The sequence below is a fragment of the Peribacillus sp. Bi134 genome (genome assembly GCF_918698065.1).
Lineage (GTDB): Bacteria > Bacillota > Bacilli > Bacillales > DSM-1321 > Peribacillus.
The window spans coordinates 127,469-140,458 of sequence record NZ_CAKKLN010000008.1 but is presented as its reverse complement, the minus strand read 5'-3'; the positions used below and the strand labels follow the sequence as shown (position 1 = coordinate 140,458).

Here is a 12,990-nt window from a genome sequence, read left to right as displayed (position 1 = left end):
TTGATCTTTCTTTACGAAGTCCCTACAAAGTATAGAAGGAACCGGATGAGCTCTGCTCTTCCGGTTCTTTGTGTATCAGTTAGCTGCTGGAATCAATCCTTTATGAATGGAGACTTCCTTAATGGCACGGTAGACGGTTTGGACCATGAAATCGAGTTCCTTTTCTGACATGGAAAGGATCGGCATCATCGTGATGACTGGACCAAGTTCCCGAATGATCAGGCCATTTTCCCGTGCTGTATGGATGATTCCGGAAACGACATTCTCTTGGAGGGTGAACGTTTCTTTTGTTTGGCGGTCTTTAACGATTTCCACTCCAATCATGAAGCCGCGCTGGCGGATATCGCCGACTATCGGGAGTTCGTATAGCGTTTGCAGTCTTTGTGATAGATATTTAGATTTTTTCTGGATGTCTTTAATGAGATTCCGGCTTTCCATTAGCTCGATATTCTTCAGGGCCAGTGCACAGGCTAGCTGATTTCCTGTATAGGTGTGGCCGTGATAGAAGGTTTTATGTTCTTCTCTTTCCCCCAAAAAGGAATGAAAGATCTGCTCGGTCATGATGGTTGCTGCGAGTGGCATATATCCCCCAGTGATCCCTTTACCCATACACATGATATCAGGGACGACATCCTCCTGTTCGCAGGCAAACATTGTACCGGTGCGACCGAATCCTACGGCCACCTCGTCACAAATTAAGAGGATATTGTACTTTTTGCATAATTGTTCGACCTCTTTCAAAAAGCCTTGGGGATGGGTTATGATGCCTGCTGCTCCCTGCACAAGCGGCTCGATGATCAATCCTGCAATTTCCTCTGATTGTTTCTCCAGTAACTGCTCCAGTTCCTTCAAACAATGGTTTTTCACGGCTTCTTGATCTCCATACTCAGTCATGTGATAGGCATATGGTGAAGGGGCGGAAATCCGTTGAAATAAGAGGGGCTTAAAGATTCTATGGTATAAATCCATTCCGCCCACACTCACAGCTCCGACAGTATCGCCATGGTATGCTTCGTCAAGTGAGACGAATTTGTTTTTATTCTGATGCTTGACGGGATCGATATTTTGCCAATATTGATATGCGACTTTAAGGGCGATTTCAACAGCGGCAGATCCCGTGTCAGAGTAGAAGACTTTCGATAAAGAACCAGGAGTGATCTCGGCCAGTTTTTTTGCCAGTAGAATCGATGGTACATTCGCAGATCCCAGCAGCGTGGAGTGCGCGACTTTATTCACTTGTTCAATTAGGGCGCCGTTTAATTCCGGCTCGTTATGCCCGTGCACGTTCACCCATAATGAAGCATAGCCGTCGAGGTAGCGTTTGCCATCCACATCAATCAGGTAGCTGCCTTCGCCGCGCTCAATGATCAGCGGTTTGCTTTCCCGATACGTTTTCATTTGTGTGAACGGATGCCATACATATTCCTTATCCCATTGTTCTAAATCCTGACTGTTCATGCTTTGAACACCTCTTTCAGTTGGTGGGTATAATCTTGATCACTAAGTAAATCAAGGATACAGATTCTCAAGTCTTTTCTAACATCGGCCAGTGTTGGGATGCAGGCGAGGCCATTCAGCCCAGTCAGCTTTTCAATGGTTTCGATATTGTCTTGATGAATCCGATCTTCCGGCCGGAAATGATTATACAAAATGGTTTTCACGTTTATATCATGGACTTGGGCATAAGAATGGGTGGTCACGACATCATGAATCGCCCCTAAACCGCTTGTGGATACGAAGAGGACAGGCATGCCGCAATCCTTTATGAAATCCGCCGTCATATAGAAACCTTCCGTTCGTTCAATAAGCGGCACAGCCAATCCGCCAGCGCCCTCTACTAATACGATGTCATACATTTCCTCAAGTTCGTGAACCCTTTCCACGACTTTCTTCTCATCGATAAGACTACCGGTTAATTTAATCGCCAAATGTGGGGAGGTTTCCGGTTTCAGTGTGTAAAACCCTGAATCCTTTACACCGAGTTCCTGCTCAAACCAAGATATATCCGGGTATGTATGATTTTCTTCATTGATTCCAGTTTGGAATGGCTTGAATATCGTGACGCTTTTTCCCAATGTTTGAAGAGACAGATAGAGTGCACTCGTGACGATGGTCTTTCCAATATCCGTGCCAGTTCCGGTTATAAAGTAGGCTTGGCCCATGGATGATTCAGCTCCTTTACGTTTATATATCTTGCAATGCGCGGACGTACTTGTTGAATGATGACAGCACATAGAATGCATAGCATAAGATCACCGGGTACAGGTAACAAGAAGCCGTAAAGAATCGTCTGGTTGGTGGTAAGCGGCGTTTCTACAATCCACTTCATCGCACCATACAGCCAGATGCAGCCAAAAAGGTAAACTGTCAGCAAAGAGGCGGCATTAGCAAAGAATATGGAACGAATCGTAGAGAGGGAAAACCGGTTGATCAGCCATCCATTTACATAGGCTCCCAGTATATATCCGAGCAAATAGCCGAATGTGGGTTTGAAAATATAGCCGAATCCCCCGCCTTCAGCAAACACGGGCACCCCGATAAGTCCGATCAAGACGTAGCATAACTGACTGAGCATTCCAAGCCGGGGCCCCAATAATGCGCCTGCCAAATAGACTGCCAGAATTTGCAGTGTGAATGGTATGTAAGGTATAGGTATCTTAATAAAGGCGCCAATGGCAGTTAACGCGGTAAAAAGGGCCACATAGGAAATCGTCCTAGCTTTCAAGTTTTTAACCTCCTTTTTTGAAAGTGCTGGCAAAATGCCCACTATTAGTTTGCCTGATTTCTATTTTATATGTCAACTAATTTATTGTTTAGTTAACATATAAAAAGCCATCTTTATCGGGATTTAAAGGAGAGACTAGGAAAATATTGAAAAAGACCATTGAATAATATTTTGTTAGTATGTTATTATTCTATCGATATGTTAACTTAAAATATTTAAGGTTAACAAATTTACCTAAATCGCCAGGCAGTATTGATACTGCTAAATGTTAAGTGCTGCCCATTGTGGTTGGATGGTGCACATGCGACTACTTGGTTTGAAGGGAAAGTGGATTGGAGATGGAGGCATTCGCGGTTGGAGCATCAGGCAGATATTGCAGGCATTTGGTCTTTATTTACCAGACCGGGTTATGCTCCTTTTCTAGGAATTGCATAGTCAAGGAATCCATAAACCAGCGATTCGGCACACAATAAAGAAAAGAGGGATAGGTTTGGAAACAATGTTAAGGGACTGGAAGATGTTAGCGGAGAACGTTATCAAAGGATATAAAGTGACGGAGGAAGAGGCATTATCCATCGTACAAGCCCCAGACGAAGAGGTTTTGGAAATTTTGAATGCGGCCTACCTCATACGCAAGCATCATTATGGGAAAAAAGTTAAATTGAATATGATCATCAATACGAAATCAGGATTATGTCCCGAAGATTGCGGCTACTGCTCGCAGTCGATCGTATCGGAAGCCCCAATCGATAAATATGCTTGGTTGACGAAAGAAAAGATTGTCGAGGGAGCGCAAGAATCAATTCGTCGCAAAGCGGGTACTTACTGCATCGTTGCGTCTGGCCGTCGTCCGACCAACAGGGAAATCGATCATGTCATTGAAGCAGTAAAAGAAATCCGCGAAACGACGGATCTTAAAATCTGCTGCTGTTTAGGTTTCCTGAATGAGGAACATGCTGGCAAACTTGCGGAAGCAGGCGTTCATCGCTACAACCACAATTTGAATACATCACAGGAAAACTACAGTAAAATTACATCGACACATACATATGAAGACCGGGTAGATACAGTCGAAGCTGTAAAAGAAGCCGGAATGTCCCCATGTTCTGGTGCCATTTTCGGTATGGGGGAATCTGAGTCGGAAGCGGTGGAAATCGCACTATCCCTACGCAGCCTTGATGCAGATTCCATTCCTTGTAATTTTCTCAATGCAATTGACGGAACGCCGCTTGAGGGAACTTCCGAGTTGACCCCCACTAAATGCCTGAAATTGATTTCGATGATGAGATTCGTTAATCCGAGTAAAGAAATCCGTCTGGCCGGCGGTCGTGAGGTCAATCTCCGTTCCATGCAGCCCATGGCACTTTATGCAGCCAATTCCATCTTCGTCGGCGATTATTTAACGACAGCTGGTCAAGAACCCACAGCAGATTGGGGAATCATAGAAGACCTGGGATTCGAAATTGAAGAATGTGCTCTTTGATAAAGAGGATTATTGGAAAACAATATGGATTTAAAAAAACACCCTTAGGGTGTTTTTTTCAGTTTGTCGGCAAAAAGAAGACCCAATTGGGGTCGGAAAAAGTGCGTGGAGGGTCGAATAAATTCGAGAACGGTCGAATAAGGTGCGTGGACGGCCGCAAAATGAGCGTTGATGGATGAAAAAATCGTGAACGGCAAAAAATGCTCCGGATGATAACAATTGGAACGTTTTTAAATGAAAAAAACCGCAGGCACACTCGATTTTTCTTGGAATTTGTCTAAAAACAATACTAGATTACCCTTCATGTTTTTTCTCTAACCCTTATTGGATTGAAGAAATTGGCGACACTCCTGCCGAATAACTGGCTAGCCAAGACCCCACAGCGGCTTGCGGTGAGGAGGCTTGGCAGACAGTCGGCGGAAAGGGAGCGGATTTCTGAAATCAACTCGAAGGTTTTTAAATGAAAAAAATGCAGGCAAACTGCTCTAATTCTAATTTCTTTATAGGTGTTTTATTACTTTGCAGTAAGCAGGCTAGTGGTCAGTAAAATTTTACAAAAATAAAAAAATGATTGATAAGTGAAAATAATGAAAAAAAAATGCTAAATTGTAAGAAGAGGTTTTTTTAATGAATTACCTGAATACAATAAAATTTGCTGCATTGTGGTAAATGAATATGATATAGGGAAAGAATCAGTATTGGTAATATCAATAATGAGAGGATAGTTTTGTGTGATGCATATATGGCTGATTAGTTTTATTATTTTATTATTGCTATTAATATTTTATACTATTATCCCAACGGTGCTTATTCGTGTATGCAGTCTGGGAATAACAAAAAAAATCAATTTGAATAATGGGATTGCGCTAACTTTCGATGATGGCCCAAACCCTGAATATACAATAAAATTACTTGATCTTTTAAAAGAGTATAAGATAAAGGCCACATTTTTTGTTGTTGGCAGTAAGGTGAAAAGAAATCCTGAGATTATTAAAAGAATGCATGAAGAGGGACATACTATAGGGATCCACCATTATCATCATGTTTCAAGCTGGGTGCTATCACCAATCCATTTACGGAAACAGTTGGAAATGACTGAAAAGGCGATAAATGAAGTTACGAATGAAAAGGTTGTTTTTTATAGACCGCCATGGGGCCATTTTAATATGTTCACACCACTTTTCAGTAAGAAATATAGAGTGGTGATGTGGTCCGGCATCTTCGGGGATTGGAAAGTCGAAAATTGCAGAAATACTTTGCTTGATCAACTGCGAAGCACTTCGACAGAAGGTTCCATCCTGTTGCTTCATGACTGTGGTGAAACATTGGGAGCGGATAAAGAAGCACCAGGCTATATGATTGAAATGTTAAAAATTTACCTACAGGAGAGTAAGGAAAAAGGAATTTACTTTATTACTTTAAAAGACTTATAAATAATTCTGGGGGTATTATGAATATAGATACGCTTTTACATTTTATTGATTCATATGGATACCTGATCATTTTTCTTTTTTTATTCTTCGGCATTGTGGGAGTGCCTGCTCCTGAAGAATCACTTTTATTTCTGATTGGGGTGTTGGTAGCACAAGGTAAGCTCTCACTGGGTTTGGCAATGCTGTGTGCAATTCTCGGCGCCTTTATCGGAATGCTTGCAGCTTATGCATGCGGAAAATATGTGGGGTATCCATTTATAAATAAATTTGGAAGATTCATTGGGATTACGACTGAACGCTGGGAGAAAGCAAAGAAAAACTATACGGATAATGCACAAAAAACATTAGTATTTGGATTTTATATTCCGGGAATAAGACAAATTAGTCCATATTTCGCAGGAATCTCTTCTATACCTTTTCGGAAATACTTCCTATTTTCCCTATTTGGCACTATTCTATGGACCGTCCCTTTTATAGTGGCCGGTTATTATATCGGGGATGCTTTTAATGTTAATCCTAAATATGTTCCATATTTAGGGCTTGTATTTTTAGTTATTTTTGCACTTTATGTTTCTATCAAATACATTAAAAAGAGAAAACAAATGTCCAAAGGTTGAGTCGGCTCCTTATTATAAAATTGGAATTTTATTATAAGAAGAAGATATCATGAACTATATATTTTGTATTTTCAGAATGATTTCTTAGGAGATGACACATATATGAAGAAGAAAATTTTGTTTTTACCTCTCTTTCGAATGCAGTCGGGACATCATCAAGTTGCAGAGGCATTAATGGATATGTTAAAAAAGCATTCAAATGGGATTACTTATAAGAAAATCGATCTAATCAGCTATACCAATACCTCTCTAGAAAAAATCATTGTAAATAGTTATCTTACATGGATCCGTTATGCGCCGGAAACCTATAATCTTGCCTATAAGAATCTGTTTTATGTGCACACGCCAAAGGAACGGATATTTAAGTGGTATCAGCAACTATTCATGAATAAATTGGAACAATTGATAGCAGAAGAAAAGCCTGATTTAATTGTGTGTACACACGGTTTTCCTTCCTATCTTTTAAGTCAGCTAAAGATGAAAGGGAAGTGCAGCACACCGGTTATAAATGTGTACACGGACTACTTTATTAATAATGTGTGGGGAAGCGAAGGGATAGATGCCCATTTTCTTCCTAGTCAAGAAGTAAAAGAAAAGCTGATGAGTAAGCGTCAAATACCAAAACAAACGATGATGGTCACTGGAATTCCCGTGCACGAGGAAATCACTAAAAATGCCCGTGTCCAAAGAAACACAGCACGGCCAAAAATTTTGATATCCGGAGGAAATAGCGGTCTTGGAGGGATTTTGAACTTAGGTGATGAGTTAAAGAATTCAACCGACTTTGATTATTTAGTCCTTTGCGGAAATAACAACAAGCTTTATGAAGAAATCGAAACATGGAACTTACCACATATCAAACCATTGCCTTATATCTCATCAAGGTCTGAAATGAATAAGCTTTATGAAGAAGTTGACGCAATCGTTACGAAACCGGGCGGTGTCACGATTAGCGAAGCATTGCGAAAAAGGCTTCCCATTTTTGTTCATTCGAGGCTTCCCGGGCAGGAGGAAATTAATCTGCAATATTTAAAACAACAAGGACTTGTATTTAAACTTAATCAGAAAAAGCCTTTTGAAAAACAATTGCTGGGTATATTGAAGGATCAGAAAAAAATGAAAAAGTGGAACACATCCATAGAAGCTTATCATAAGGAAATAGAGTTGGAGAAACCTGAGGGAATAGTGGAGGTCATGAAATTGATCCTTAGTCTTAATCAAAATGGTACACCTTCCTATCTAGCCCGACAGCCCAAACTTCTTTATAGCTGAGATGCATGGTGTTCGGAATCTAAATGAAAGAATGAATACGGAAGGCTGCTGAATTAGCAGCCAACCTAAAATGAAAGGTCGGAAGAAGAGTGACTTTGAAAAAAACATACCTTATGATTTTTTCGATTATGCTGCTTGCGGCAGCGATCGCAGGTTGTTCAAATGATCAAGCGGAAAAAACGGAAATGAAGGCGCAAGCCGGAGGTAAAGTGGAATTGACGGTTTCCGCAGCTGTAAGTTTGCAAGATGCCTTAAATGATATAAAGATGTCTTTTGAAAAAGAGAATGCAAATGTAGAAGTTCATTATAACTTTGGAGCCTCTGGAGCTCTTCAGCAGCAGATATCCCAAGGCGCGCCTGTTGACCTGTTTTTCTCAGCTGCAGAAGATAAATTTGATAAATTAGTAGCGGAAGATCTTATTGAAGAGAAAAACGGAATCGATTTAGTCGGCAATGATCTGGTGCTGGTGGTGCCAAAGGATTCCAAAAAGGAAATCGGATCGCTGGAAGACCTTACAAAGGCAGAAAAAATTTCGATTGGCACTCCAGAGTCTGTACCGGCAGGGCAATATGCGAAACAAACTTTGGAAAACATGAACCTCTTTAAAGAGGTTGAAGATCGATTGGTATATGCAAAGGATGTCCGGCAAGTGCTTACATATGTGGAAACGGGAAACGTGGACGCAGGCCTCGTCTATAAAACGGATGCGCTCAACTCATCGAAAATTGAAATCATTGCAGCAGCCCAGGCAGATTTACACGACCCGATCATATATCCCGTCGGAATGATCAATGACTTGGATCATGATAAGGAAGCCAAGCTATTCTATGATTATCTCCAAACGGAAGACTCCATGAAAATCTTTGAAAAATACGGATTTAAAAATTTGAAATAACCACCAATCTGATGGCCTGGGTTTGTAGACAAAATGGGGTTCTACCTAAATTTTAAAACAAGACTAGATTATACTTAATGTTTTTTTACTGTAATCCTTATTGGATTGAAGAAATTTGCGACACTCCTGCCGAATTACTGGATAGCCGAGACACCGCAGCCGCTCGCGGCGAGGAGGCTTGGCAGGCAGTCGGCGGAAAGGGAGCGGATTTCTGAAATCAACTGAAACATCTCTTGCTGTTCTTTGAATTTGTCTACAGGCTGTAACCACCAATCTGGTGGTCTTTTTTTTATGCACCTACAGTAATATTAGGTATATTTTCCTTTATATTGAAACCTTGTCTCGCTTTAAACGTAAGAATAAGGACATGATATTTCAACCTACGCGTCAATAATTCGGCAGCGGCGTGAAAGTAACTTGTGACAAAAGAAGGACAGCAAATTACTGTCCTTGGGCCTGGCTGTGAATGGTTCCATTCTTTTTGAAAACTGTGTAAAACAGCTTAATCGGCAGGTATCCTATAGTCCCGCCAAGAGTATTCAGGATCATATCATCAGTATCAAAACTTCCTAATTCAAATAAAAGCTGAAGAACCTCATAGGTGAAGCTAAAACAGAATGTTGCAATCAAGATCGATATGAGTTGGGAAAATCTTTTTGATATTAATGGAAGCATCAAGCCAAATGGTACAAAACCGATGATATTCCCCGCTATGTTCTCAATCCGGATGGATGTATTTACATCCGCTAAGAACAGGTAATGGAAAATGGTTTTAAAAGGGATGAAGTTATGGGACCCCCAATATCGGCCATTGAAGGTAAAAATAATATGACCATTCATTTCGGTTATCGAGAGGGTTTTAAATAAAATGAGCTTTGTAAGGATTAATAGATAAAGAACCATAAATAACGATAATACAATTTTCACAAAAATTTTCATGATACAACTCCAATATTAAAGTAGGAAATATTTATCATTTTATCATAAATGGTATATGATGAGTTTAATGTAATATTTTACAAGTTTTTTAGGGCAAGGAGGGGTAAAAGTGGAGGAAGCAATAATTGATTTTCTCATTGCAGTCATGTTAATTATTGGTTTCACATACGGCCTCATTAGGCAATTTAGACATTGTGTCAGTATCAGGAACGGAAATAAGTCGGAGTATGTTCATTACAAGAGGGTATTGATTGGAAACTACCTGATTTGCCTATCCTATTCGGGTTTTCTTTTTTCTTATATTTTGAATTCATTACTCTCATCTCATATTATACCGGCTTCATTTATTACAAGTGATAATACTAGTTTTTGCTGTTTTGTTTTTCTTGCCATTCTATTAATCGCTAAATTTGGAATTATTCCAAAGGAAAATGAACAAGTTGGATTACAGGAATACATAGTTGAGAAAGAGGAAATATGAAGAAAATTTCGCTTACTTTATTAATCGTATGTATATCGATCACCTTTCTATTGAATTTTGCCATGCCTGAATTTGCTGGCAAAATGAAAGACAATATAAGTTCCATGAATATCCTGTATTCATACAGTGTCACAAAATCATTTTCGGAACAAACCCAAGAAACGATCGAAATGGCATCCGTGCCTTTAGGGAAAGCCGAGACAAGGAGCGCCGATTTCCGAAGTGATGTTAAGCTTGAGGGAACTCCGCTGAATATTAGAAGTGTAGTGAAAGAGAGCTTAAACAAGCCGGAAGCGTATAAAACTAAAGAGAAATTAACCGGCCCCGAAAAAGGGTTTTCTTACCGGAAATATTATCTTACCAAAAATTATGATAAAGGAAGATATACAGTCATCCGAACGAATAAAATAACCGGGAAAGAAAAGGTGTATGTCGGAACTTACTATGAGCCGAGTACGCAAGATCCGATCGTCAAATGGTCACGTGATGAGAAATAATGGCTGATAATATCTTTTACCTGAAAAGTTGAGTGATTATATGGAGAAAACAGTAAAAATCGAGGATTATAACCCTGATTGGGTTAATGAATTTCAACAGGAAAAAGCGAGGATAATGGGGGTTTTAAAGAACTCTTGCCTTTGTGTTGAGCATATTGGAAGTACATCTGTCATAAGGTTGGGGGCAAAACCGATTTTGGACATCATGGTTGGCGTCCGGCATTTAGATGTAGCAGACACATTCATTGAGCCCTTGAAATCGATTGGATATGAATTTGTCCCGCATCAGGAATTTCCCGAAAGGCGTTTTTTTAGAAAAGGCCAATGGAGAGCGGGGACACATCATTTGCATATCTATAGATTCGGAAGTGAACAGTGGAAGAATCAACTTTCGTTTAGGGACTATCTAAGAAATCATCCTGACGTAAGGAAACAATATCAGGAATTAAAATTATCCTTAGCTCAAAAGCATCCTGGGGATATAGTGGGGTACACGAAAGCAAAAGCTCCATTTATCCAAAATGTCATAGAGTCAGCAAGATGATAGTTCTTCTTGCAATGTTTCTTAACTGAAAGAAAATGAAACACCAAAGGTTAGCTTTTCTTAGGACAAGAGGTAACGGCAGTCAATTTAAACTGCCGTTTTTTTATGGGCGATTAGCATGAACTCCGAACAATTAGTTCAGGGGCAAACCGGTAAGTAATGTACGGAGTCTGATCCGAATTGGTTATCCGGTTCAATAATAACTCTGCTGTTTTAATTCCCATTTGCTGTATGGGTTGTCCAATAGTTGTGATGGATGGTTCATAAAACTCCGTATAAGCGACATCATCAATGCTGACAATGGCCACTTCCCCAGGAATCGAGAGTTTTTGCTTTTTCAAATAGCTAAGGATTTCACGTAACACTAAATCATTTCCTGCCACAATGGCTGTTGGAGGTTTTTCTGCATCGAATATCTGGGCCAATTTTTCTTGAATTCGATTTCTTGGTAAAGAATGAATATCATCCTCCCTGACTTCCAATTTATGAGATGCCATCGCTTTTTTGAATCCTTCGATTCTTTCCAATCTTGGTGTGATCGGGATATCAATCGGTAAGGTTAAAAAAGCAATATTTTCGTGTCCTTTTTCAGCCAGCATGGAAACAGCTAAAAAGATTGCAGCATGATTGTCCAAAAGAACGGAATCGGATGTAACTCCATCAACTAATCGATCAACGAATACCATTGGAATTGAATGATCGATCAAGTAATTATAGACTTTAAAATCATTTCCTACCGGAAAAATGATGATTCCATCTACTTGTGTAGAAACAAGCAAATCAAGGTATTCCTTTTCTTTCTCTGGATCATCGGCAGAGTCACATATGAATACCTTCATGCCATGCTGCTGAAGCTGTTGTTCAACGGTACGAATGATTTCAGTGGATAAAGTATGTAAAATATTAGCTACGAGTATGCCTATCACTTTTGTTTTTTTTACTTTTAAATTCCTGGCATTATCATTGGGGCGAAAATCAAGTTCTTGGATGACTTGCTCGATTCTGTTTTTTGTTTCAGCACTCATATAACGAAAACGTTGGTTAATATATTGAGAAACCGTACTTTTGGAAACACCGGCCTTCTCAGCAACATCTGATATGGTAGTTTTCTTTTTTTTCATGATGTTCTCCTAAAGGATATTATTTCTTGAAATAGAACGGGTTACCTTCATCATAACAAAGGAGCATTACGATTCCAACGCCAGTTAGCAGATTTTGTTAAACATTGGATGTAAGAAACACCCTAAGCACTTTGGCTAAGGGTGTTAACCATAAACATATTCATTTGCAAACCTTAATCATTAACGAACGAGCCAGCCTCCATCGACAGCGAGAATATGGCCATTCATATAGTCAGAGGCCTTGCTTGCAAGAAAAACGACGGTTCCCATGACATCAAATGGTGTTCCCCATTTTTCAGCCGGGATCCTTGAGAGAATGTCCTTGTTTCTTGACTCATCTGCACGTAGCGCGGCAGTATTGGCCGTTTCAATATATCCTGGGGCAATCGCGTTTATTTGAATGTTTTTAGACGCCAATTCATTAGCGAATGCTTTAGTCAGCCCGGCAACGCCATGTTTACTCGCTGTATATGCCGGAACGAACTTCCCTCCTTGGAAGGTTAGCATCGAAGCGATATTTATAATTTTTCCGCTGCCTTGTTCAACCATTTCTTTGGCAACTAACTGACTAAGAAAATACAGGGAATTTAGGTTAATGTCCATTACTGCATTCCAATCTTCGTCTTTATATTCCAATAAAGGAGCACGGCGAATCGTTCCTGCATTATTAACAAGGATATCGATTTTCCCGTATGCATCAAGACAGCCTTTTACAACACCTTTAAGGCTGTCTTTATTCGTAAGTTCTGCTTGATAAAAGACTGCTTTTTGGCCGGTCGTTTCGATTAAATCCTTTGTTTCTTTCCAATTATCACCATGGGCAACGATAAAAACATCTGCACCTGCTTTTGCTAATGCAACCGCATATCCTTGTCCTAATCCAGTATTTCCTCCTGTTACGATGGCAACTTTATCTTTTAAACTGAAAAAGTCCATTGAAAAATCCAGTAAACTCATCTAATTTCCTCCATCCCCATATGGA

15 protein-coding genes are annotated in these 12,990 nt (G+C 39.9%); 9 read left to right on the top strand and 6 right to left on the bottom strand.

Features of this window, described 5'->3' with window-relative positions; translation table 11 throughout:
- Positions 1 to 75: 75 nt before the first annotated feature.
- From bioA to LQ188_RS19045, 3 genes are read right to left on the bottom strand one after another with little or no spacing between them, the layout of a single operon-like run.
- Complete coding sequence (gene bioA / locus LQ188_RS19055; RefSeq protein WP_230177812.1) at positions 76 to 1,458, bottom strand: adenosylmethionine--8-amino-7-oxononanoate transaminase; 1,383 nt, start codon at positions 1,456 to 1,458, stop codon at positions 76 to 78.
- Positions 1,455 to 2,162 carry a dethiobiotin synthase gene (gene bioD / locus LQ188_RS19050; protein ID WP_101224838.1) on the bottom strand — a complete coding sequence of 236 codons (708 nt, stop codon included), beginning with the start codon at positions 2,160 to 2,162 and terminating at the stop codon, positions 1,455 to 1,457. Before bioD ends, bioA begins: the two co-directional genes overlap by 4 nt.
- The gene (locus tag LQ188_RS19045; protein WP_230177811.1) at positions 2,141 to 2,725 is read right to left on the bottom strand and encodes a biotin transporter BioY; all 585 of its coding nucleotides are present in this window, start codon (positions 2,723 to 2,725) and stop codon (positions 2,141 to 2,143) included. The genes bioD and LQ188_RS19045 overlap by 22 nt, the downstream gene beginning before the upstream one ends.
- Before the next feature lie 301 nt (positions 2,726 to 3,026).
- Here LQ188_RS19045 and LQ188_RS26850 point away from each other — a divergent pair, with 301 nt between their 5' ends.
- The 6 genes from LQ188_RS26850 (at position 3,027) to modA (ending at position 8,426) form a co-directional block, all read left to right on the top strand.
- Positions 3,027 to 3,149 carry a hypothetical protein gene (locus LQ188_RS26850; RefSeq protein ID WP_290370127.1) on the top strand — a complete coding sequence of 41 codons (123 nt, stop codon included), beginning with the start codon at positions 3,027 to 3,029 and terminating at the stop codon, positions 3,147 to 3,149.
- Between the two features lie 75 nt (positions 3,150 to 3,224).
- The gene (gene bioB, locus LQ188_RS19040; RefSeq protein WP_101225033.1) at positions 3,225 to 4,208 is read left to right on the top strand and encodes a biotin synthase BioB; all 984 of its coding nucleotides are present in this window, start codon (positions 3,225 to 3,227) and stop codon (positions 4,206 to 4,208) included.
- Between the two features lie 734 nt (positions 4,209 to 4,942).
- Positions 4,943 to 5,641 carry a polysaccharide deacetylase family protein gene (locus LQ188_RS19035; RefSeq protein WP_101224835.1) on the top strand — a complete coding sequence of 233 codons (699 nt, stop codon included), beginning with the start codon at positions 4,943 to 4,945 and terminating at the stop codon, positions 5,639 to 5,641.
- Between the two features lie 17 nt (positions 5,642 to 5,658).
- Positions 5,659 to 6,258 (top strand): DedA family protein, encoded by a 600-nt coding sequence (locus LQ188_RS19030; protein ID WP_101224834.1) that lies wholly within the window; start codon positions 5,659 to 5,661, stop codon positions 6,256 to 6,258.
- 102 nt (positions 6,259 to 6,360) lie between these two features.
- The gene (locus LQ188_RS19025) at positions 6,361 to 7,530 is read left to right on the top strand and encodes a glycosyltransferase (protein WP_101224833.1); all 1,170 of its coding nucleotides are present in this window, start codon (positions 6,361 to 6,363) and stop codon (positions 7,528 to 7,530) included.
- Positions 7,531 to 7,625: 95 nt separating this feature from the next.
- Entirely contained in the window at positions 7,626 to 8,426 is an 801-nt protein-coding gene (gene modA, locus LQ188_RS19020) for a molybdate ABC transporter substrate-binding protein (protein ID WP_230177810.1), read from the top strand.
- Between the two features lie 441 nt (positions 8,427 to 8,867).
- Here modA and LQ188_RS19015 read toward each other — a convergent pair whose 3' ends face one another.
- Entirely contained in the window at positions 8,868 to 9,365 is a 498-nt protein-coding gene (locus LQ188_RS19015; protein ID WP_230177809.1) for a VanZ family protein, read from the bottom strand.
- 109 nt (positions 9,366 to 9,474) lie between these two features.
- On the opposite strand from LQ188_RS19015, the gene LQ188_RS19010 reads away from it, so the two are divergent.
- The 3 genes from LQ188_RS19010 to LQ188_RS19000 are packed head-to-tail and all read left to right on the top strand — an operon-like array spanning position 9,475 to position 10,887.
- Positions 9,475 to 9,846, top strand: a complete 372-nt coding sequence (locus tag LQ188_RS19010) for a hypothetical protein (protein ID WP_230177808.1) — start codon at positions 9,475 to 9,477, stop codon at positions 9,844 to 9,846.
- Positions 9,843 to 10,343: a hypothetical protein gene (locus LQ188_RS19005; protein WP_101224830.1), complete on the top strand. Its 501-nt coding sequence runs from the start codon at positions 9,843 to 9,845 to the stop codon at positions 10,341 to 10,343. The genes LQ188_RS19010 and LQ188_RS19005 overlap by 4 nt, the downstream gene beginning before the upstream one ends.
- Before the next feature lie 40 nt (positions 10,344 to 10,383).
- Positions 10,384 to 10,887, top strand: coding sequence for a GrpB family protein (locus LQ188_RS19000; RefSeq protein WP_230177807.1), 504 nt, complete (start codon positions 10,384 to 10,386; stop codon positions 10,885 to 10,887).
- A 113-nt stretch (positions 10,888 to 11,000) separates the two neighbouring features.
- Here the strand turns inward: LQ188_RS19000 and LQ188_RS18995 are convergent, their stop codons facing one another.
- Both LQ188_RS18995 and kduD read right to left on the bottom strand, forming a co-directional pair.
- The gene (locus tag LQ188_RS18995; protein WP_230177806.1) at positions 11,001 to 12,008 is read right to left on the bottom strand and encodes a LacI family DNA-binding transcriptional regulator; all 1,008 of its coding nucleotides are present in this window, start codon (positions 12,006 to 12,008) and stop codon (positions 11,001 to 11,003) included.
- A gap of 180 nt (positions 12,009 to 12,188) precedes the next feature.
- Positions 12,189 to 12,965, bottom strand: coding sequence for a 2-dehydro-3-deoxy-D-gluconate 5-dehydrogenase KduD (gene kduD, locus LQ188_RS18990; protein WP_230177805.1), 777 nt, complete (start codon positions 12,963 to 12,965; stop codon positions 12,189 to 12,191).
- Positions 12,966 to 12,990: the final 25 nt, after the last annotated feature.